This window comes from Streptomyces sp. cg40, assembly GCF_050320165.1.
In the GTDB taxonomy this organism is placed as follows: domain Bacteria; phylum Actinomycetota; class Actinomycetes; order Streptomycetales; family Streptomycetaceae; genus Streptomyces; species Streptomyces hokutonensis.
Genome location: NZ_CP190128.1, coordinates 9975893 through 9994524 on the forward strand (window position 1 = coordinate 9975893; position 18632 = coordinate 9994524).

An 18632-nucleotide genomic window follows, 5' to 3' on the forward strand; every position below is an offset into this window, starting at 1 on the left:
ACGCGATGCGGTCCGGCGCATCGGTGTTCGGCGAGCGGAACGGGCATCGGGTGACAGGTCGCGGCAAGGGACAACTGGAGGCGCAGTACGGCCTCCTCACGAGCATCGCCGCCGAGGCGGGCGTCTCGCTCAGCACGGTGTCCAAGGTGGTGCACCGGCGCCGGGACGTCGGCGCCCGGACGCGCGAGCGGGTGGAGGAACTCCTCGCGCGGCACGGCTTCGTCCGGCCCTGGGAGCGGGACCCCGCGACACCCCGGCAGATCATCGCGGTCTTCCGCGACCTGTCCGGGCCGTACACCCTGGAGGTGGTCCGCGGCATCGTGGACGCCGCCGGAGAGCTCGGCATCGACGTGGTCACCGGCACGACGAGCCGCCGCTCGATCTCCGGGTGGCTTGAGGAATGCGTCGCGCTCGGCGCGGCCGGGATCGTCATCGTGATCTCGATGCTGTCCGAGGAGGACCAGCGCCGCATCGTCGAACAACGCCTCCCCGTGGTCCTGATCGACCCGCTCAGCGCGCCCTCCGAGGACATCCCCAGCATCGGCGTCACCAACTGGAGCGGCGCCCGCGACGCCGTACAGCACCTGCTGGACCTCGGACACACCCGGATCGGCATGGTCGCCGGCCGCTCCCACTCGCTGGCCGGGGCGGCCCGCGTGCACGGCTACCGGGCCGCGCTGGAGGAGGCCGGGATCGCCTACGACCCGGCGATCGTCCGCTCCACCGACTTCGACTACGCCGAGGCGCTCGCCACCGGCGCCCAGATCCTGGACGCCGACGATCCGCCCACAGCCGTCTTCGCGGCCAGCGACGCCCAGGCGCTCGGCGTGCTGGAGGCGGCCCGGCAACACGGGCTCGCCGTTCCGGACGACCTCGCGGTGATGTCCTTCGACGACACGCTCGTCGCCGCGATGGCCTGCCCGCCGCTGAGCGCCGTACGCCAGCCCTTCGAGGAACTCGGCCGCGAGGCGACCCGGGTGCTCCTCGAACTCGCCCAGGGCCGGCCGCCCGTGTCCCCGCGCATAGAGCTGGCGACGGAACTCGTACTGCGGACTTCGACATCCGTGCGGAGACGGGTCAATACCACGTAACTCCCCATTCCGCGAAACACTTTCGAAACGCGGCGGTGACATCGCCATGTCCGCTGCGAATACTGGCTTCCTGCCCGGACCCCCTCCCGGTGAAAGGAAAGCCGTTGACAAGATCCTGGGTGCGAAAGGCTTTCGCGTGGGCGACAGCCTTCGGCACAGGCGTGGCATTCGCCGTCGCCTCCACGACAAGCGCGTCGGCCTATCAGCCGAGTCCCGCCAATTTGTATACGGCGACCAACACCGCCGCCTGCAACAAGAGTCCGTGCGTGCTCTATCCGAAGTCGGCCCAGTTGCCGGACGGCCGGATCGTGGCCACCTTCGAGAACGACCAGACCGCCCCGGTGGGCCAGACGCTCCCCGTCTACAAGAGCGACGACAGCGGCACGACGTGGGCGAAACTGTCCGACGTCCAAGCGCCCGCCTATCTCTCCAGCGACTCCAAATACGCGAAATACACGAGCAATTGGACCAACCCGTATCTCTACGTTCTCCCGCAGAACGTCGGCAGCCTGAGCGCGGGCACCCTGCTGCTCGCGAGCATCGTCTCCGGCGACGACTACTACTACCAGGAGCAGAAGGCCGCCAACTCCAGCTGGACGCCCACCAGCGACGGCGACCGCAAGGACGTGGCGCTCGCCCTGTACTCCAGCACGGACGACGGCGCGACCTGGACCATCCAGAACATCATCGCCGCCGGCGGCTGGCAGGGCGGCAGCGCGGGCAGTATCGGCCGGGTCTCCACGGCGAACACCTCCGCCCAGGTCGACCCCGTCTGGGAACCCCATCTCCTCGCCCACAACGGCCGGCTCATCGCCTACTACTCCGACGAGGACGACTACACCGGCTACGACACCACCACCGGTGCGCCGACCCTCGACCCGGCCAACGACACGGCGACGGACTCCGGCGGCCAGGTCCTCGTCCACCGCACCTGGGACGGCTCCAGCTCAACCGCCTGGAGTTCCCCGGTCGTTGACGTCCCCGGCTCCACGGTGACCATGACCGGCGGCAAGACGGAGATCGGCGGCGGCCGACCCGGCATGACGACCATCGCCCCGACGACCGACGGCAAGTGGCTGCTGACGTACGAGTACTGGGGCGGCGGTACGAACGTCCGCTACCGCATCTCCGACGACCCGACGAAGTTCTTCTCCGCCACGGACAACCCGATCACCTCACTGCCCGTCCCCTCGGGCGGAGCCACTCTCGCCACCGGCGGCAGCCCGGTCCTCCTCCCCATGCCGGACGGCCGGATCGTCTACAACGCGGCGGGCAGCGGAGACGTCTGGGTCAACGAGTCCGGGCTCAGCACGGGTACGTGGAAGGAGTACAAGACGTCGATCGCGGCCGGCTACAGCCGCACGCTCCAGTACGTCGACGGCACCGGACGCGTGCTCATACTCCAGGCGTCCTGGAGCGGCACCAGCGTCGGCCCCGTCAAGTACGCCGAGGTCGACCTCGGCCGCTCCGACGGCGCCTACTACAGCCTCGTCAACTGGCTCACCGGGCAGGTGCTCAGCCCCGCGTCGGGAAAGACCCAGGACGCCAACCTCACCGGGAACACCCCCGACCTGATCCTGAGCGCCGCCAACTCCACCGACGCCACGCAGCGTTGGCACCTCACCGCCAAGGGCAGCAACATCACGCTGCTCAACAAGGCCGGGGGCCGCTCGGTCGCCATTTGGACCGGTACAGCGACGGCGGGGCAGAAGCTGGCCCAGTGGGTCGACGACGGAGCCACCGACAAACAGTGGACCCAGGTCGCGTCCTCGACCAGCGGCTACTACAAGCTTCGCTCAGTCCTCAACACCAGCCTCTACATGACCGGTTCGACCGCCGGCGGCTCCGTCACCGTCGCGGCGGCGACCACCGACGGCTCCCAGGACTGGCAACTGGTCCAGGACCCGCTGCCCACGGCATCCACCTTCACCCTGAAGGGCACCAACTCCGGCCGCTGCCTCGACGTCCCGAACGGCGCGACGGGCGTCCAGGTCCAGATCTACGACTGCTCCGGCAACGCCAACCAGACCATCACGCAGACCACCGCCGGCGAACTCCGCGTCAACGGCAACTGCCTGGCCGCGAACGGCGACGGCACCACCGCGGGCACCACGCTCATCCTCTGGGCCTGCAACGGGAAGTCCAGCCAGAAGTGGGCGTTCCGGGTGGACGGCACCATCGTCAACCGCTCCAACGGCCTGGTCATCGACGTGACCAACTGGGGGACGGCCAACGGCTCGAAGGTCGAGCTCTGGACCGGTCTCGGCAACGCCACCCAGCAGTGGACGCGTAGCTAGCCCCGGAAAGAGGAGCGGCGCCACCGTCGACACGGTGGCGCCGCTCCTTTTGGACATCCCCGCTACTCGCGCTCGACGCTCACCGGCACCGCGTGCTGCCGCAGCACCGTCGCATCCCGTTCCTCGCCCACGAGTCGGACCGTCTCCCGCACCGGAGTGTCCAGGCTGGAGGAGCCGATCCGGAGCAGGATCTCGCCGGGCTCGACGATGCGCCGCCCCACCAGACCGGTGAAGGCCAGCCGGTCGGTGTGGACGTGGAAATGGACCGTCGCCGCCTCGCCCGGTTCAAGGACCACCTTGGTGAAGCCGAGCAGGGACCGCACCGGCCGGGTCACCTGGGCGACCGGGTCGATCGCGTACAGCTGGACCGTCTCGGCCCCCGCGACCGCCCCCGTGTTCCGCACCTGCGCGCTGACCGTGAACTCGCCGTCCACCGGCACCAGTTCGCGGTCCACGCCCAGCCCGTCGATCTCGAAGCCCGTGTACGACAGACCGTGTCCGAAGGGGAACGCCGGTGTCGGGTCGAGGTTGGAGAGCCAGCTCTGCCGGTCGCCGAGCGGCGCGTGGAGGTAGGTGTAGGGCTGGCCGCCGGGTGTGGTCGGGATCTGCACGGGCAGCTTGCCGCTGAAGTTCGCCTTCCCCGCCAGGAGTTGGGCCACCGCACGGCCGCCCTCCTCGCCCGGCAGGAAGACCTGCACCATGGCCGCCGCGGTGGACGCGAACCGGCCCACCGCGTACGGGCGGCCACTGCTGACGACCAGGACGACCGGCCGCCCGGTCGCCAGCACCGCCTCCACCAGCTCCTCCTGCACGCCCGGCAGCCGCAGATCCTCCACGTCACAGCCCTCGCCGGAGGTGCCGATCCCGAACATGCCCGCCTTGTCACCAACGACCAGCACGGCCAGGTCGGCCCCGGCGGCCGCCTCCGCAGCGGCGGCGATACCGGAGCGGTCCGTCTCCCGGATCGGGCAGCCCGGCTCGAACTGCCAGTCCACGGAAGAGAGTTCGGCCGCCAAGGCGTGGCGCAGGGAGATCGCTTCGACACCGTTGCCAAGGTCGTCGCGCTCGGCGAGGACATGGTTGGGGAAGCTGTAGCAGCCGAACATCGTGCGCACGTCGTCGGCACACGGGCCGATCAGCGCGACGCGGCCGGTCGCGGGGAGGGGCAGGGTTCCGTCGTTGGACAGCAGGACGGCACTCGACTGGGCCACGGCGTGTGCGAGTTGACGACTTGTCGGCTTGTCGAGATCCAGTTCACCCGCGACCAGGGCGGGCGGACGCGGGTCCCAGTCCGCGTCGAGCAGTCCGAGGCCGACCTTCTGGCGCAGTACCCGGCGTACTGCCCGGTCGACCAACTCCTCGCCGACCAGGCCCTGTTCGACGGCGTGCACGAGTGTGTCGCCGAAACCGCGCTGGTCGGGCAGTTCGACGTCCAGTCCGGCGGTCAGGGCGAGCGCGCCGGCCTCCGGCAGACCGGCCGCCACCCGGTGGTCGTTGACCAGGAAGGGCAGGGACCAGTAGTCGGAGACGACGGTTCCCCCGAAACCCCAGGCGTCGCGCAGGACTTCGGTCAGCAGCCGGCGGCTCGCGGCCGGTGCCTCGCCGTCGATCTCGGCGTACGAGTTCATCACCGACCGCACGCCCGCGGCGACGAGCCGTTCGAAGGGCGGCAGGATGACGTCGAAGAGCTCACGGCGGCCGATCCCCACGGGGGCGTGGTTGCGGCCGCCCATCGAGGCGGAGTACCCGGCGAAGTGCTTGAGGGTCGCGTACACCCCGGCGCTCTGCAGCCCGGTGACATACGCCTCGGCCAACTCGCCGACCAGGTAGGGGTCTTCGCCGTAGGTCTCCTCGCAGCGGCCCCAGCGGTAGTCGCGGACGACGTCGACGACGGGGGAGAGGCCCTGGTGGACTCCCGCCTCGGCCATGTCGGAACCGATCGCCTCGCCCACCCTGCGGATCAGCGCCGGGTCGAAGGTGGCCGCCATGCCGAGCGAGGTGGGGTAGACGGTGGCGCCGTAGGCGGTGAAGCCGGTCAGGCACTCGTCGTGGGCCATGGCCGGGATGCCGAACCTGCTCTGCGCGACCACCTGCCGCTGGTGCCCGGCCAGCAGGCGGGCGTGCTCCAACGCGGGCCGGGGCAGGGTGCCGTAGGGCCGGGTGAGCTGGCCCAGGCCGTGCCGGGCCGTCTGGTCGAGGTCGCCGACGCGGCCGAAGTGGTTGCTGCCCGGGGCCACTTCGGGGCCGTCGGCCTCGATGTCCTCCCAGGTGCTGCTCAACTGCGCGACCTTCTCCGGCAGGGTGAGCCGGGCGAGCAGCGCCTCGACGCGTTCGGCGGCGGGCAGGGCGGGGTCCGTCCAGGGGCGGTCGCTCTCCTCCTGGGGGAGGCCGCCGTGGTCGGGCATGGTGGTCGTCATTCACGACTCCTCGGTGTTGCGCGGGCACGCCGACGGGGCCGGGCGCGGGGCCCGGCCGTCGTGGCGCGTGAACTGCCCGGTAGTGGGGGCTACTTGGAGAAACCGGCGGTGAGGCCGGCGACGAGCTGGCGGCGGGCCAGGATGAACAGGGCCAGCATCGGCAGGGTGGAGAGCACCACCGCGGCCATCGTGGCCGGTACGTCGATGCCGAACTGGCCCTTGAACAGGGTCAGCGCCAGAGGCAGCACGGCCTTGTCGCCGCTCTGGGTGAGGATGAGGGGGAAGAGGAAGCCGTTCCAGACCTGGAGACCGTCGTAGACGGCGACCGTCATCAGCGCCGGGCGGGCCAGGGGTGCTGCGAGCGACCAGAGCATCCGCCAGTCGCCCGCGCCGTCGACGATCATCGCCTCGAACAGCGAACGCGGCACGTCCCGCAGGAAGCTGACGAGGATCATCACGGTGATCGGCAGCGCGAACGCCACCGAGGGTAGGACGATCGCGAGCAGGCTGTCGTAGAGATGCATCCGGATGATCAGCAGGTACACCGGGATGATCACCGCCTGGAGCGGGATCGCCAGGCCCAGCAGGAACACGCGGAACGACACCCGGGAGAAGCGGCTGCCCGCGTTGCGGACGATCGAGAACGCGGCCATCAGGGCGACGGCCACAGCGATGACGACCGTGCCCGCGGTGACGACCACGCTGTTGAGGAGATAGGTGGTGAAGTCGCCGTCCAGGACGGTGCGGTAGCTGTCCAGCGTCGGGTGGCTGGGCAGCGCCAAGGGGCTGTCCGAGGTGAAGTCCGCCTTGCTGCGCAGGCTGGTGACGACCAGCCAGTAGATCGGGACGACGACGATCGCCGTCCAGAAGAGGGCGGCACCACTGGTGAGGGCGCGGCGCAGGATCCCCGGAACGGGGTTCTTCCGGACGGGGCGGGGCGTCGCGGCCCGGTGGTTTGGAACGGTCCACCGTTCGGTGTCGGCGGTACGGGTCTTGGTCACGGTGGTGCTCACATGCCCTCCTGCTGGCTGTCCATCCGGGTGAAGCCGGACAGGCGGGTGGTCAGCAGCGACAGGCCGAGGCCGAAGACCACGAGAAGGGTGGCCACCGCGCTGGCCCGGCCCATGTCGTGGGCCTGGAAACCGGTGATGTACATGGAGAGGGGAAGGACGCGGGTCGCGGTGCCGGGCCCGCCGGTGCCGCCCGACAGGACGAAGATCAGGTCGAAGTAGGTCAGCGAGCCCACCAGCATCAGCGTGCTCGACGTGACCAGCGTGTACTTCAGCTGCGGCAGCGTGATGTGCAGGAACCGGGTCACCGGCCCGGCACCGTCGAGTGCGGCGGCCTCGTACAGGGCGGTCGGGATCTGCCGTATCCCGGCCTGGTAGAGCAGGGCGTGGAACGGTACAAACTGCCAGGCGATCACGAAGATCACCGTGTACAGGGCGAGTTCGGGCGAGCCGAGCAGCGGCTTGGCCAGCCAGTGCAGGCCGGGAGTGGAACCGATGCCGAACGACGGGTCGAGCAGCGCCTGCCAGGTCAGGCCGATCGCCACCGCGGACAGCAGCAGCGGCAGGAAGAACAGCACCGCGAACAGCGCGCGCAGCCAGCCCTTGGGCGCCTGGAACAGGCCGAGTGCCAGGGCGATCGGCGTCTGCACCAGCCAGCTGACCACCATCACCTTGACGGTGAGCCACAGCGACTGCCAGGTGGCGCTGTCGGTGAGGACGGACGTCCAGTTGGTGAGGCCCGCCCAACTGATCGAACCGAGACCGTCCCAGCGGGCGACGCTGAGCGCCGCCACGCCGACCAGGGGGACGAGACCGAAGAGACCGAAGAGGAGCAGGGCCGGAGCGGCCATGAGGAGGCCGCTCCCTCCTCTCCGTCGTACGGGGGTGGTGGTGATCGTCACGACCCCGCCTTGCTCATGTTCACCCCGAAGTCGGCCGGCGAGATCTGCCGCAGGAACGACTTGTCGGTGTTCGTCAGCAGCGGGTCGGCCTGGTCGGACGGCAGCGCCTGGTCCCACGAGAGCTGGAAGCTCGGGGCCTTGTCCACCAGGTCGTAGACGAAGGTCAGCCACGCCTTGTCGGAGGCCGACGGCACCGCGGCCAGCTTGGAGTCCAGGCCCTTGACCGGCGGGACGCTGCCCGCGGCGAGGTAGGCGTCGACCTGGGAGCCGTTCAGTATGTAGTCCTTCAGGTAGGTCAGGGCGTCCGACTTGTGCTTGGACGACTTGTTCAGCGACAGGAAGTTCGACGGGTTGCCGACGATGTTCGCGGGGCTGCCGGCGCCGCCCGTCAGGGCCGGGAACGCGGTGTAGCCGAGCTCGCCCTTCTTCAGGAAGTCGGGCGCGGCCTTGGCGATGTTGGCGTACTCCCAGGTGCCCATCACCTCCATCGCGGCCTTGCCCGTGTAGAGCAGCGCGGTCGAGGCGCCCTGGTCGTAGCTGACGGAGGACGCGTTGTCGCCGAAGGCGCCGGCCTTCGCCAGGTCCTGGAGCTTCTGGTTGGCCTTGGCGACCGACGGGTCCTTCCAGGCGGCGGCGTCACCGGAGGCGATCTTCGAGAAGACGCGCGAGCCGCCGGTCCGGTCGAGCAGGTACTCCAGGTACATCAGCGTCGGCCACTTGGAGTTCGCCGCGAGCGACAGCGGGGTCACGCCCTTGCCCTTGAGCTTCTTCACGGCCGCGAGGAGGTCGTCGTAGGTCTTCGGCGGCCGGACGCCCGCGTCGGACAGCACCTTCTTGTTGTAGTAGAGGACGACCGGGGCGAGGCCGTTGACGGGCACGCCGTAGACCTTGCCGTCGAAGGTCGCGCTCTGCATCACGCTGTCGGTGTACCGGTCCGAGCCCACGTCCGTGGCGTTCAGGACGTCGACCTTGTCGGCCTTGACGTAGTCGTTCAGGGCGCCGCCGCCCCAGCTGAAGAAGAGGTCCGGGGCCTGGTTCGCGCCGAAGGCCACGCGCAGCTTCTGCTTGTAGTCGTCGTTGGCGAACAGCCGCAGGGTGATCTTCGCGTCGGGGTGGTCCTTGTTGTAGGCGTCCACCGACTGCTTGAGGATCGTCTGGTCGTTGAGCGCCCACATCGTCAGGCCCTTCGACGACGAGGAGGTGGACGGTCCCGAGGACCCGCAGGCGGCCAGGCCCGCCGCGGCGGCCAGGGTGACCGTGACCGCCACGGCGCGTCGAATTCTCGGGCTTCCGAGATGTCCGGTGACCGGGATTCCCCGCATGGTGTGCCTCTCTTCTTTCGGCGTGCCGTAAGTGCGCAGGACAGAGGCGGAAACGGCTACCGGCCCGAAAGGCTTTCGGATGCCCGACCGCGGCTCGCCTGCCTGCTGGCCGGGACACTGACACGGAATTCACACCCAGGACAAGGACGGGAAATTCCTCGGTTACGAAAGACTTTCGCACGATGCTCGGCACGGCGGTCCTACGGTGCCCGTACGTCCGATGGCCTGGAGTCGCCGTCCGGGAAGCATCGCTTCCGCGGCTCACCGGAACTCTTGCCGTGGCAGGACCTGTGGGCGTGGAGCACTCCGCGTTCCCCGCCCGGCACCCGCTGGGCCAACTGGTGCGGCCAGGCAGACCAGTTGAACTTCCCGACCGGGTTCAGGCCGTGGGGCTGATGAGGCACCGCATCCTGGCCGTCGGTCACAGGGCGGTGCTCGCGGACGGTCTGCGTAGGCCGTACGGGCGGCGCGGCCACGAAGTTCCTCTCCCCTGCGAGGTACGGACCGACCCCTCGCCGCTCCATCCGATCGCACCCCACCACGGGTCGCTACCGCCCGAACGCCCGCGCGGGTGTTGGGATGGGAGCGGCAGAAAGGGGCCGCGGTGGACGGCGACGACGAGGTAACCGGGTCGGAGCAGGGCTCGGCGGATCGGTTCGTGCTCGCGCGCCGGGCCGTTTCCGCGATCGGGTCGACGCTCGACGAGCGCAGGACCGCGGCGGAGTGCGCGAGGTTCCTCGTCGACGAGCTGTGCGAGGCCGCGGCCGTCGACCTGTTCGCCCAGGACGAGGCGCGCCCGGCACCGCACGGCATGCTGCATCCGATGGCGGCCGAGGGCCGCAAGGAACTCCTGGACAGCCTGCGCAGCGCGCCGCGCGAGGACGTCATGGTCCGCGCCCTGGACGCCGGCCACCCGATCACCACCTCCTTCACCACCAACGACCACGGCGTCCTGGCCGCCCTGTCCGTACCGCTCACCGCCTGGGGCAAGGCCTACGGCGCGCTCCTCGCGATCCGCGCCGGACGGAGCTTCGGCGACGACGAGGCCGCCGCCGTGCACTACGCGGCCCGGCTCACCGCCGCCCATCTGCACCACGCCGTCGAACACCACCGACTGCGCACCACCGCCCTCAACCTGCAACAAGTGCTGCTCACCGAGCCCAGCCGCCCCCACCCCAACATCGAGATGGCCACCCGCTACCTCCCCGCGGGCAGCGGCACCCTCGTCGGCGGCGACTGGTTCGAGGCCGTACGACTGCACTACGGCCGCACCCTCCTCGTCATCGGCGACGTCATGGGACACGGCTTGGACGCGGCCGTCGACATGAACGCCTACCGCTCGATGCTGCGCTACGTCGCCTCCACCGACCTGCCGCCCCACCGCATCCTGCGCCAGATGGACACCGCCATGTCCGAGGAGCACAACCGCCGCCCCGCGACCTGTCTGCTCGCCCTCCTCGACCCGGACCGCGGCACCGCCGCCTTCGCGAGCGCCGGCCATCTGCCGCCCGCCGTCTTCCACCGTGACGGCGCCGGTGAACTGATCCCCGTCCCCGTCGGCCCGCCCCTCGGCACGGGCTCGGCCGACTACGACATGACCACGCTCACCCTCACCCCCGACGACACCCTGGTCATGTTCACCGACGGCCTGGTCGAACGGCGCGGCGAGGACATCGACGTCTCCCTGTCCCGCCTGTCCCGGCTGCGCCTCCACCCCGGCCAGGGCGTCTCCCGCCTCCTCGACGACATCGTGCTGCGCCTCCACGTCCAGGAGGCCGAGGACGACGTCGCCGCGATCGCCGCGCGGCTGCGCCCCAGAGGTTCGGTTCCCGGATAACTTCGCAAACGGGAAACGAGTACGGCGGTCGATGACCCCGACCGGGTCGGATCATGCTCCGGCCAGCCGTCCCCCAAGGTTCGGCAACACCCCGGCAACGCCCGGGTGTTGCCGGTCACGGCTTGGCCAACCCCTTTCCGCTCGTTGGCCGCAAATTCACCGCACGTCCCTGATGCCCCATACCCGCACGGGCGGAGAGTGATCCGAGGTCTGGTCCACGGGATCCCTCGAAGCTCTTCAAGAAGGGGCAATCATGGCCGAGTTGACACGTCGCAGACTCCTGGGTTCCGCCGCCGGCGCACTGGGCGGTGCCGCGGCTCTCTCCCTCCTCCCGCCGAGCGTCCAGAAGGCCGTCGCCGCCGAGCCGCCGAAGAACGGCTCGCTGCGGGACATCGAACACGTCGTCATGCTGATGCAGGAGAACCGGTCGTTCGACCACTACTTCGGCACGCTGTCCGGCGTTCGCGGATTCGCCGATCCGCACGCTCGCAAACTCGACACCGGCCGCAGCGTTTTCTACCAGCCGGACGCGGTGAACCCGAAGGGCTACCTCCTCCCGTTCCACCTCGACACCCACACCTCCAGCGCCCAGGCCATCCCGTCCACCAGCCACGCCTGGTCGGTGCAGCACCAGGCCTGGAACAACGGCAAGATGGACCAGTGGCTGCCCGCCCACCGCGCGGCCGACGGCGTCAACGGCCCCTATGTGATGGGCTATTACACGCGCGAGGACATCCCGTTCCAGTTCGCGCTCGCCGAGACCTTCACCATCTGCGACAACTACTTCTGCTCGGTGTTCGGGCCCACCTGGCCCAACCGCCTGATGTGGATGACCGGTTCGATCGACCCCGGCGGTACCCAGGGCGGCCCGATCATCAGCAACGTCGCGCCCACGCCCTACCGCTGGACGACGTACGCCGAACGCCTCCAGAACGCCGGCGTGAGCTGGAAGGTGTACCAGGAGGAGGACGACTACGGCACCAACATGCTGGAGCAGTTCGCGTCCTTCAAGAACGCGCAGCCGGGCTCCGACCTGTACGAGCGGGGCGTACGGCCGCAGGCGCACGGCACGTTCGAGGACGACGCGCGCAACGACCGTCTCCCGACGGTGTCGTGGATCTGCCCCACGAGCTACCAGTCCGAGCACCCGGACTACCTCCCGGCGGCGGGCGCCGACTACGTGGCGTCGAAGATCGAGGCCATCGCGTCCAACCCGAAGGTGTGGCGGAAGACCGCGTTCATCCTCAACTACGACGAGAACGACGGCCTGTTCGACCACGTCGTGCCGCCGACACCGCCTGCGGGCACGAAGGACGAGTTCATCCAGGGCCTGCCCATCGGCGGTGGCTTCCGTGTCCCCGCCATCATCATCTCGCCCTGGACCGTGGGCGGTTGGGTCGCTTCGGAGGCCTTCGACCACACCTCGGCGCTTCAGTTCCTGGAGCGGTTCACCGGCGTCGAGGAACCGAACGTCTCCGACTGGCGCCGTGAGACCTTCGGCGACCTCACCACCGCGTTCCGCTTCCGCGACGCCCGCCCGCGCTCGCCCCAGCTGCCCGACGACACGGCGGAGCAACTGGAGAAGGCGAAGGAGGAAGTGGCAACGTTGCCGAAGCCGACGCTGCCGGGCGCGGACCAGACCTTCCCGCACCAGGAACGGGGCCGCCGCCCGCACGTCTGACCCGGACCACCGTCACGGGGCCCTGGCCGGGCGACACCGGCCGGGGCCGCCCGCGCGGCGAGGATGGTCTGCTCGCCGTAGCCGCGTAGCCGCGTAGCCGCGTAGCCGCGTAGCCGCGTAGCCGCGTAGCCGTAGCCGTAGCCGTAGTCGAACGGCGGCATGTGGGCCGGAGGGGTCTGGCCTGGACCGTTCCAGCGGGTGGCTTTGCCCGGTGTCGCCTGGCCGGGGCTGCCTGCGCGGCTGAGTCGGTCTGCTCGGCGCAGCCGCAGCCGAACACCAGCACGCGGACCGGTGGCGTCTGACCTGGACCGTTCCAACGCCCGGCCTCGCCCGGTGTCACCCGGCCAGCGCCGCCCGCGCGGCCGACAGCGCCTGCTCGGCATAACCGCGTCCGAAGAGCACCACATGCACCAGCAGCGGAAACAGCTGATGCAGCGCGACGCGGTCGGTCCAGCCAGGGGTGAGCGGCGCGGCCTCGTTGTAGCCGGTCAGCACGTCCGACAGGTATGGGCAGCCGAAGAGGCGCAGCATCGCCAGGTCGGTCTCCCGGTGTCCGCCGTGTGCGGCCGGGTCGATCAGCCGGACGTGTCCGTCGGCGCCCCACAGCACATTGCCGTTCCACAGATCGCCGTGGAGGCGGGCGGGCGGCTCGGCGGGACCGGCGAGTTCGGGCAGCCGTTCGCAGACCCGCTCCACCACCGCGGCCTCGGCGTGCTCCAGGGTGCCTGTGTCGACCGCGCTGCGAAGGTAGGGCAACACCCGTTGCCCGGCATACCAGTTGGGCCAGTCAGCGGCGGGAACGTTGCGCATCGGGGCGAGCCCGATGTACGCCTCCGTCGGCCCGCCGGGCGGCGGCGCGCCGAAGGCCGGTGCCCCGGAGGCGTGCAGGGCGGCCAGCTCCCGGCCGAACCGGACTGCCGCCCGCGCACTCGGCGTCCCGGTGCGGACGCGATCGGTGACCAGCCACCGCTCGTCCAGCCCACGCACGGTGGGCACCTGGACCGTACCGGCGTCCCCCAGCCAGCGCAGTCCCGCCGCCTCGGCCCGCACCGCGCCGGGGGCCGCATCGCCCTTGACGATCACCAACTGCCCACTGTCGAGCGTGACTTCGGTGACCGCCCCGGACAACGGACGCTCACCGGTCACCGCGCACCCGGTGAGCCGGGCCGCCGCCGCGCTCGGGGTCTCGCGCTCGATCACGGGGACAGCGTAGGACCGGTCCAGGAGCTCCCGACGCACAGGCCGGACTCGCGCAGGACCCGGTCGACCGTCTCCTCCAGCGGGCTCGTCGCCGGGACCACCGTCTCGACGCCGCCGGGGAGTACGTCCAACGGCCGGTACCACTCCCGGAGTTGGTGCTCGCTCACCTCGTCCGCGATGGGCTTCGTCGCGTGCCGGGCCAGGGTCTCCTCGAACGGCACGTCGAGGTAGTAGCAGTGCGTACGGCCCGGATGGTCGGCGAGTAGCCCGGCCAGCATCTCGCCGTAGTGGGAGACATAGAGCAGGCCCTCCAGCACGGTGTGGAAACCGTGCGCCAGCGCGTGCCGGACGGTCAGGTCGATCAGGCCGATGTTCGCGCCGCCGGGGACATCGCGCTCGCGCAGCACCTCACGGCGAAGGACGTCCTGCCGTACCAGTGCGATACCGCGCCCGTACCGCTCGCGCAGCGCGGTGGCCACCGTGCTCTTGCCGGAGGCGCTGTTGCCGCGCAGCACGATCAGCCGGGTGGGGGAGGAGGTCGGCGTGGTCACCGGGGCACCCTACTGGTCGTGTGCCGCCCAGTAACCGAGTGGGCACAATGCGTCCCCCGGGGCCCGCTCGCTCTGCTTATATCGTGAGAAAATGGTGTGACAGCGGTGATTGGTGGCAGGGCCATGACGGACGCGACGATCGACTACGCGGCGGTGTTCCAGGGGCTGCCCGGCATGGTGGCGCTGCTGACCCCCGACCTGGTGTACGCCGACGCCAACGAGGAGTACCTGCGGATGTCCGACCGCACCCGCGAGCAGGTCGTCGGCCGTTTCCTCTTCGACGTCTTCCCCGACAACCCGAACGACCCCGCCGCCACCGGCATGCGCAACCTGGAGACCTCACTGCGCCGCGTCGTCGCCACCGGCGAACGCGACGCCATGGCCCTCCAGCGCTACGACGTCGAGTCCGTGTCCTGCCCCGGGCAGTGGGAGGAGCGCTACTGGAGCCCGGTCAACGCACCGCTCCTCGACCTGGACGGCAAGGTCGTCCTGCTGGTCCACCGCGTCGAGGAGGTCACCGAGCTGATCCGGGCCCGCGGCCGTTCCGGGGGCGGTCGCACCCGGGTGCTGGAGGCCGAGCTGTACACCCGCGCCCGCGAACTGCAGGAACTCAACGAACGCCTGCGCGGCGCCCACGCCCGCGAACGCGAGGTCGCCCTCGCCCTCCAGGAGGCGATGCTGCCCACCCGCCGGCAGGGCGCGAGCCACCAGATCGCCGTACGCTACCGGCCCGCCGTCGGCTCCCTGAACGTGTGCGGGGACTGGTACGACGTCGTCGACCTGGTCGGCGGCAACCGCATCGGCGTGTCCGTCGGGGACGTCGTCGGCCACGGCCTGGCCGCCGCCGGCGTCATGGGCCAGCTGCGCAGCGCCCTCACCGCCACCTCCCTGGTCGCGGACGGCCCCGCCCAGGCCCTCGACGTCCTCGGCCGCTACGCCAACGTCGTCGACGGCGCCGAATCCGCCACCGTGGTCACGACCTTCGTCGACTTCGACGACCAGACCATCACCTACAGCAGCGCCGGACACCCACCGCCCGTCCTGGTCCGTCCCGACGGCAGCGTGGAATTCCTGGACCGGGCCACCGACCCGCCCCTCGATGCCCGCCCCGACCCGACGCCCAGACCGCAGGCCGCCACCGCGTTCTCACCCGGCACCACCCTGGCCCTCTACACCGACGGCCTGATCGAACGCCGCCACGAGGACATCGACCGAGGCCTGATCCGCCTCGCCGACTCCCTCGTCCGCCACCGCGACACCGACCCCGAAGCCCTCGCCGACGCCGTACTCCTCGAACTCCTGCCGCACGGCGGGGCCACCGACGACACGGCCCTGATCATCGTCCGACTGTGATCGGCGGCAGGGCAATCGCGGTCATACGACGATGCAGGTCAGCGCCGCCCACAGCAGCGGCGAGTGCTCGATACGGCCGTCCGCGCGCCAGCGGTCGAGCTGCTCGCGCTGCCACCGGCCGAGCCGGTGCACCGGGTCCTCGTGCTCGTGCGCCGCGTCGACCGCGACGATCGCCTCCGACAACGGGCGTACGGACTCCGGCAGTTGGGCCAGCCGGTGGAAGGCGAAGCTGGTCGGCAGCACCCAGCGGGTCGCGGTGACCAACTCGGCGCCGTTGTGCAGCATCGCCGTCGCCGGCCCGAACGACTCGGCGAACCGCAGATCGCCGCCGCTCTCACAGCCGATGAGCGCGACCCGGGCCGGCGCCGGCCAGATCCGCGCGCCCGGCTTGCCGTCCGCGCGCAGCGGCAGCGTACCCAGCAGCAGGTCCTTGGCCGACAGCGGCCGGTGCGTGCGCAGCGGCTCGGTCAGACCGACCGTCTCCGCGTTGCACGACAGATGCAGCGTGCCGTCCTCGCTCTGCCCGCCCTCGACCGGCGCCCCGCTGACGTGCCCGACGTACAGCAGCCTGCGGGCGCCCTTGCGGAGCGCGCCGCTCAGCCAGTCCCGGTCCAGGTCGGTACGGCGGAACGCCTCCGCCGGGGTGGCGACGGACGGTACGACGGCGCCCGCGTCGAGATGGCGCCGGACCAGCGACAGCAACTCGGGGTCGGAGCCGGGCGGCCCCAGCACCGAGCCGAGCGGGGAGTCGGCGCGGAAGCCGGGGACGCGGGGGTCGAGGACGAGGACGACGGGGTCCGTGTCCGCGCTCTTCGATGTCGCTGCGGCCGACGGATCTCGTGGGCGCAGTGACGCGGGTGCCGTGGTCACCACGTCCGCCAGGTCGATGAGCCGGACATCGTCGTCGTCCACGGCGAGCAGCTCCCAGGGGATCTGGGCGACCCGGGGCGAGGGCTGGATCCGTACCAGCGGACGGCCCGCGCGCTCCGACACCTGGCGTATCTGCGCCGTCAGCCCCTCCGGCCACAGGGCCTCGGCCAGCGTGCGCGCGAGCCGGTGCTCGCTGTCGTGGTCGGCCAGCGCGCCCGTGAACGCCCGCCGCATGCCCTCCGCCGCGTCGCCCGCGCCCGGCAGGGCATCGGCGAGTGCGCGGACCGCCCGGTCGACCTCGTCGCCGAGGCCGTGACCCGTGCCGAAGCCCCGGGCTCCGCCGGCCCAGGTCCAGGTCATGAACAGATCACCGGCGTCGGCCAGCCGGATCTGGACCACCGGGCGGCTCGTCATGTCGTCGGTGATCCAGAACGGCACCTCCTCCTCGTGCACGATCCGCCGCCGGTAACGGAACTCGGCCGCCGCGATGTACTCCTGGAGCGCGACACGTCCCGGGCCCGCCTGCGCCGACATCCGCACCTTCGGCGGCGGCGAGACCCGCAGCCCGGCGGAGGCGGCGGCCTCGGCGGCCACTCCGCCGAGTGTCATCGTGCCGTTCGCGTGCCCGTCATCGTCGCTCGCGTCGTGCCAGTACGTTTTCATGGCCGCGTTCGGGAAGACGGAAGCGCGCTCCTCGGCACGAGCAGCCGGGGCGGTGTCCGTGCTCGGATTCAGGGCCAACGTCGCGCCCGCACAACGGTGTTCGGCCAGTTCGAAGAGCAGTCCCTGGTCCTGCCGGCGCATCACCAGCCGGAACACCAGCTCTATGGCATCCTCGGCGAGCCGCAGCCACTCACTGCGCGCGTGGGAGGTGGCGAAGTCGTAGCGCGCCGCCTCCAGGGCCAGTGCGGCGGGCAGCGCGAAGGAGAGCGCGTTGTCGATGGACTCCCGCTCCCGGTCGCCGTGGTCGGTCCGGTTCAGGTTGTCCTCAAGGGTGCGCGCGAGCATGAGGTCGACCTGAGCGCACCGCTCGTACACCTCCCGTTCCTGGTACACGTCCCGCGCTTCCTGGGCCAGCCGCTTCATCTCGTCGATGTCGCCCCGGGCGTAGGCGTGTTGGGCCCCCAGCAGCATGCTGTCGGCGGCGGCGATCGAGGCACCGAGCCGCTCGAACCGTTCCAGGCTCGCCGCCAACAGGCCATCCGCGCCGGCGTCGTCGCCGCGCCGGCCGGCGAGGAAGGCGCGCGCCTGTTCGCAGACTGCGAGGTCGCCGAACCACCCCTGCCGCTCGAAGAACGCGGACGCCTCCGCGAACAGCCGCTCGGCCAGGTCGAGTTCGCCCCGGCGCATCGCGGCGTACGCCCGGTGCGCCAGCAGTGTCTGCTGCTCACCAGTGTCCCCCAGCAGCCGGAAGCGCCCCTCGGCGCGCACGAAATGGTCCTCGGCCGCGTCGAAGCGCCCGGTCGAGGAGCAGATCAGACCGAGGGCGACCAGCAGGCGTGGGATGGTCTCCACCGCCGTCTCCGGAGTGGTCGCGAGCAGCGCCGACGCCTGTTCCTCGGCGGCTCCCCACGCGCCCCTGTCCATCAGCAAGTGCACGCGGTTCAGACCGAGTTCGGCGGTGCGCAGCCCGTCGGGGTCGTCGAACTCGGGCAGTTTGAGCGCCGCCTCGTCGAGGCAGGCCAGCGCCTCGTCCAGGTGCCCGGTCCTGCGCAGCAGATCGGCCCTGGCGATCAGCGTCCGCAGCACCAGCTCCAGCCACAGCTGACGTCCGCGCGGTCCCATCGGCGCCGACGCGATGCCGTCGAGCAGGGCGTGGGACCGGTCCACGGCATCCCGCGCCGCCACCAGGTCCGTGGCGGCGAGCCGGACGCTCGCGATGTTCGCCAGCAGGTGCGCGCGCAGGAACCGTACGTCGGGGGAGTCCTCCAGGGACTCGGCCAGCGTGAGCAACTCCTCGTAGACGGCGACCGCGCCGGCGGCATCGGCGTTGAGGTGATGGCCCTCGGCCCGGGCCAGACCGCTGTCGAACGGTTCGCCGTAGAGCGGCGTCACCGCGCCGACGCCGTCTGCCGTGTCGTTGTCTTCCTGGTCCGGCATC

General features: G+C 70.8%; 12 protein-coding genes. 5 read left to right on the plus strand and 7 right to left on the minus strand.

What is annotated here, in order from left to right; translation table 11 throughout:
• Positions 1 to 50: 50 nt before the first annotated feature.
• On the plus strand, positions 51 to 1091 hold the full coding sequence (locus ACQHII_RS44955; protein WP_427924695.1) for a LacI family DNA-binding transcriptional regulator: 1041 nt from the start codon (positions 51 to 53) through the stop codon (positions 1089 to 1091).
• 119 nt (positions 1092 to 1210) lie between these two features.
• Positions 1211 to 3388, plus strand: a complete 2178-nt coding sequence (locus ACQHII_RS44960) for an RICIN domain-containing protein (protein ID WP_427924696.1) — start codon at positions 1211 to 1213, stop codon at positions 3386 to 3388.
• Between the two features lie 62 nt (positions 3389 to 3450).
• On the opposite strand, the gene ACQHII_RS44965 is transcribed toward ACQHII_RS44960, so the two are convergent.
• The 4 genes from ACQHII_RS44965 to ACQHII_RS44980 all read right to left on the minus strand — a co-directional run bounded on the left by ACQHII_RS44965 (position 3451) and on the right by ACQHII_RS44980 (position 8985).
• Positions 3451 to 5805 (minus strand): glycoside hydrolase family 3 N-terminal domain-containing protein, encoded by a 2355-nt coding sequence (locus ACQHII_RS44965; protein ID WP_427924697.1) that lies wholly within the window; start codon positions 5803 to 5805, stop codon positions 3451 to 3453.
• A gap of 89 nt (positions 5806 to 5894) precedes the next feature.
• The gene (locus ACQHII_RS44970) at positions 5895 to 6818 is read right to left on the minus strand and encodes a carbohydrate ABC transporter permease (RefSeq protein WP_427924698.1); all 924 of its coding nucleotides are present in this window, start codon (positions 6816 to 6818) and stop codon (positions 5895 to 5897) included.
• Complete coding sequence (locus ACQHII_RS44975) at positions 6815 to 7666, minus strand: carbohydrate ABC transporter permease (RefSeq protein WP_427925546.1); 852 nt, start codon at positions 7664 to 7666, stop codon at positions 6815 to 6817. Before ACQHII_RS44975 ends, ACQHII_RS44970 begins: the two co-directional genes overlap by 4 nt.
• Positions 7667 to 7713: 47 nt before the next feature.
• The gene (locus tag ACQHII_RS44980; RefSeq protein ID WP_427924699.1) at positions 7714 to 8985 is read right to left on the minus strand and encodes an extracellular solute-binding protein; all 1272 of its coding nucleotides are present in this window, start codon (positions 8983 to 8985) and stop codon (positions 7714 to 7716) included.
• A 658-nt stretch (positions 8986 to 9643) separates the two neighbouring features.
• On the opposite strand from ACQHII_RS44980, the gene ACQHII_RS44985 reads away from it, so the two are divergent.
• Positions 9644 to 10876 carry a PP2C family protein-serine/threonine phosphatase gene (locus tag ACQHII_RS44985; protein WP_427924700.1) on the plus strand — a complete coding sequence of 411 codons (1233 nt, stop codon included), beginning with the start codon at positions 9644 to 9646 and terminating at the stop codon, positions 10874 to 10876.
• Between the two features lie 253 nt (positions 10877 to 11129).
• Complete coding sequence (locus ACQHII_RS44990; protein ID WP_427924701.1) at positions 11130 to 12557, plus strand: alkaline phosphatase family protein; 1428 nt, start codon at positions 11130 to 11132, stop codon at positions 12555 to 12557.
• Positions 12558 to 12893: 336 nt separating this feature from the next.
• Here ACQHII_RS44990 and ACQHII_RS44995 read toward each other — a convergent pair whose 3' ends face one another.
• Positions 12894 to 13757 (minus strand): fructosamine kinase family protein, encoded by an 864-nt coding sequence (locus ACQHII_RS44995; protein ID WP_427924702.1) that lies wholly within the window; start codon positions 13755 to 13757, stop codon positions 12894 to 12896.
• On the minus strand, positions 13754 to 14308 hold the full coding sequence (locus ACQHII_RS45000; RefSeq protein WP_427924703.1) for an AAA family ATPase: 555 nt from the start codon (positions 14306 to 14308) through the stop codon (positions 13754 to 13756). The genes ACQHII_RS44995 and ACQHII_RS45000 overlap by 4 nt, the downstream gene beginning before the upstream one ends.
• Before the next feature lie 123 nt (positions 14309 to 14431).
• On the opposite strand from ACQHII_RS45000, the gene ACQHII_RS45005 reads away from it, so the two are divergent.
• On the plus strand, positions 14432 to 15661 hold the full coding sequence (locus tag ACQHII_RS45005) for a PP2C family protein-serine/threonine phosphatase (protein WP_427924704.1): 1230 nt from the start codon (positions 14432 to 14434) through the stop codon (positions 15659 to 15661).
• Between the two features lie 21 nt (positions 15662 to 15682).
• Here the strand turns inward: ACQHII_RS45005 and ACQHII_RS45010 are convergent, their stop codons facing one another.
• Entirely contained in the window at positions 15683 to 18631 is a 2949-nt protein-coding gene (locus ACQHII_RS45010; RefSeq protein ID WP_427924705.1) for a hypothetical protein, read from the minus strand.
• Position 18632: the final 1 nt, after the last annotated feature.

What these genes read in the sequence shown, in the direction of transcription:
- ACQHII_RS45005 (WP_427924704.1), top strand. Translation starts at nt 14,432, where the DNA reads ATGACGGACGCGACGATCGACTACGCGGCGGTGTTCCAGGGGCTGCCC.
- ACQHII_RS44965 (WP_427924697.1), bottom strand. Translation starts at nt 5,805, where the DNA reads ATGACGACCACCATGCCCGACCACGGCGGCCTCCCCCAGGAGGAGAGC.
- ACQHII_RS44990 (WP_427924701.1), top strand. Translation starts at nt 11,130, where the DNA reads ATGGCCGAGTTGACACGTCGCAGACTCCTGGGTTCCGCCGCCGGCGCA.
- ACQHII_RS44975 (WP_427925546.1), bottom strand. Translation starts at nt 7,666, where the DNA reads ATGGCCGCTCCGGCCCTGCTCCTCTTCGGTCTCTTCGGTCTCGTCCCC.
- ACQHII_RS45010 (WP_427924705.1), bottom strand. Translation starts at nt 18,631, where the DNA reads ATGCCGGACCAGGAAGACAACGACACGGCAGACGGCGTCGGCGCGGTG.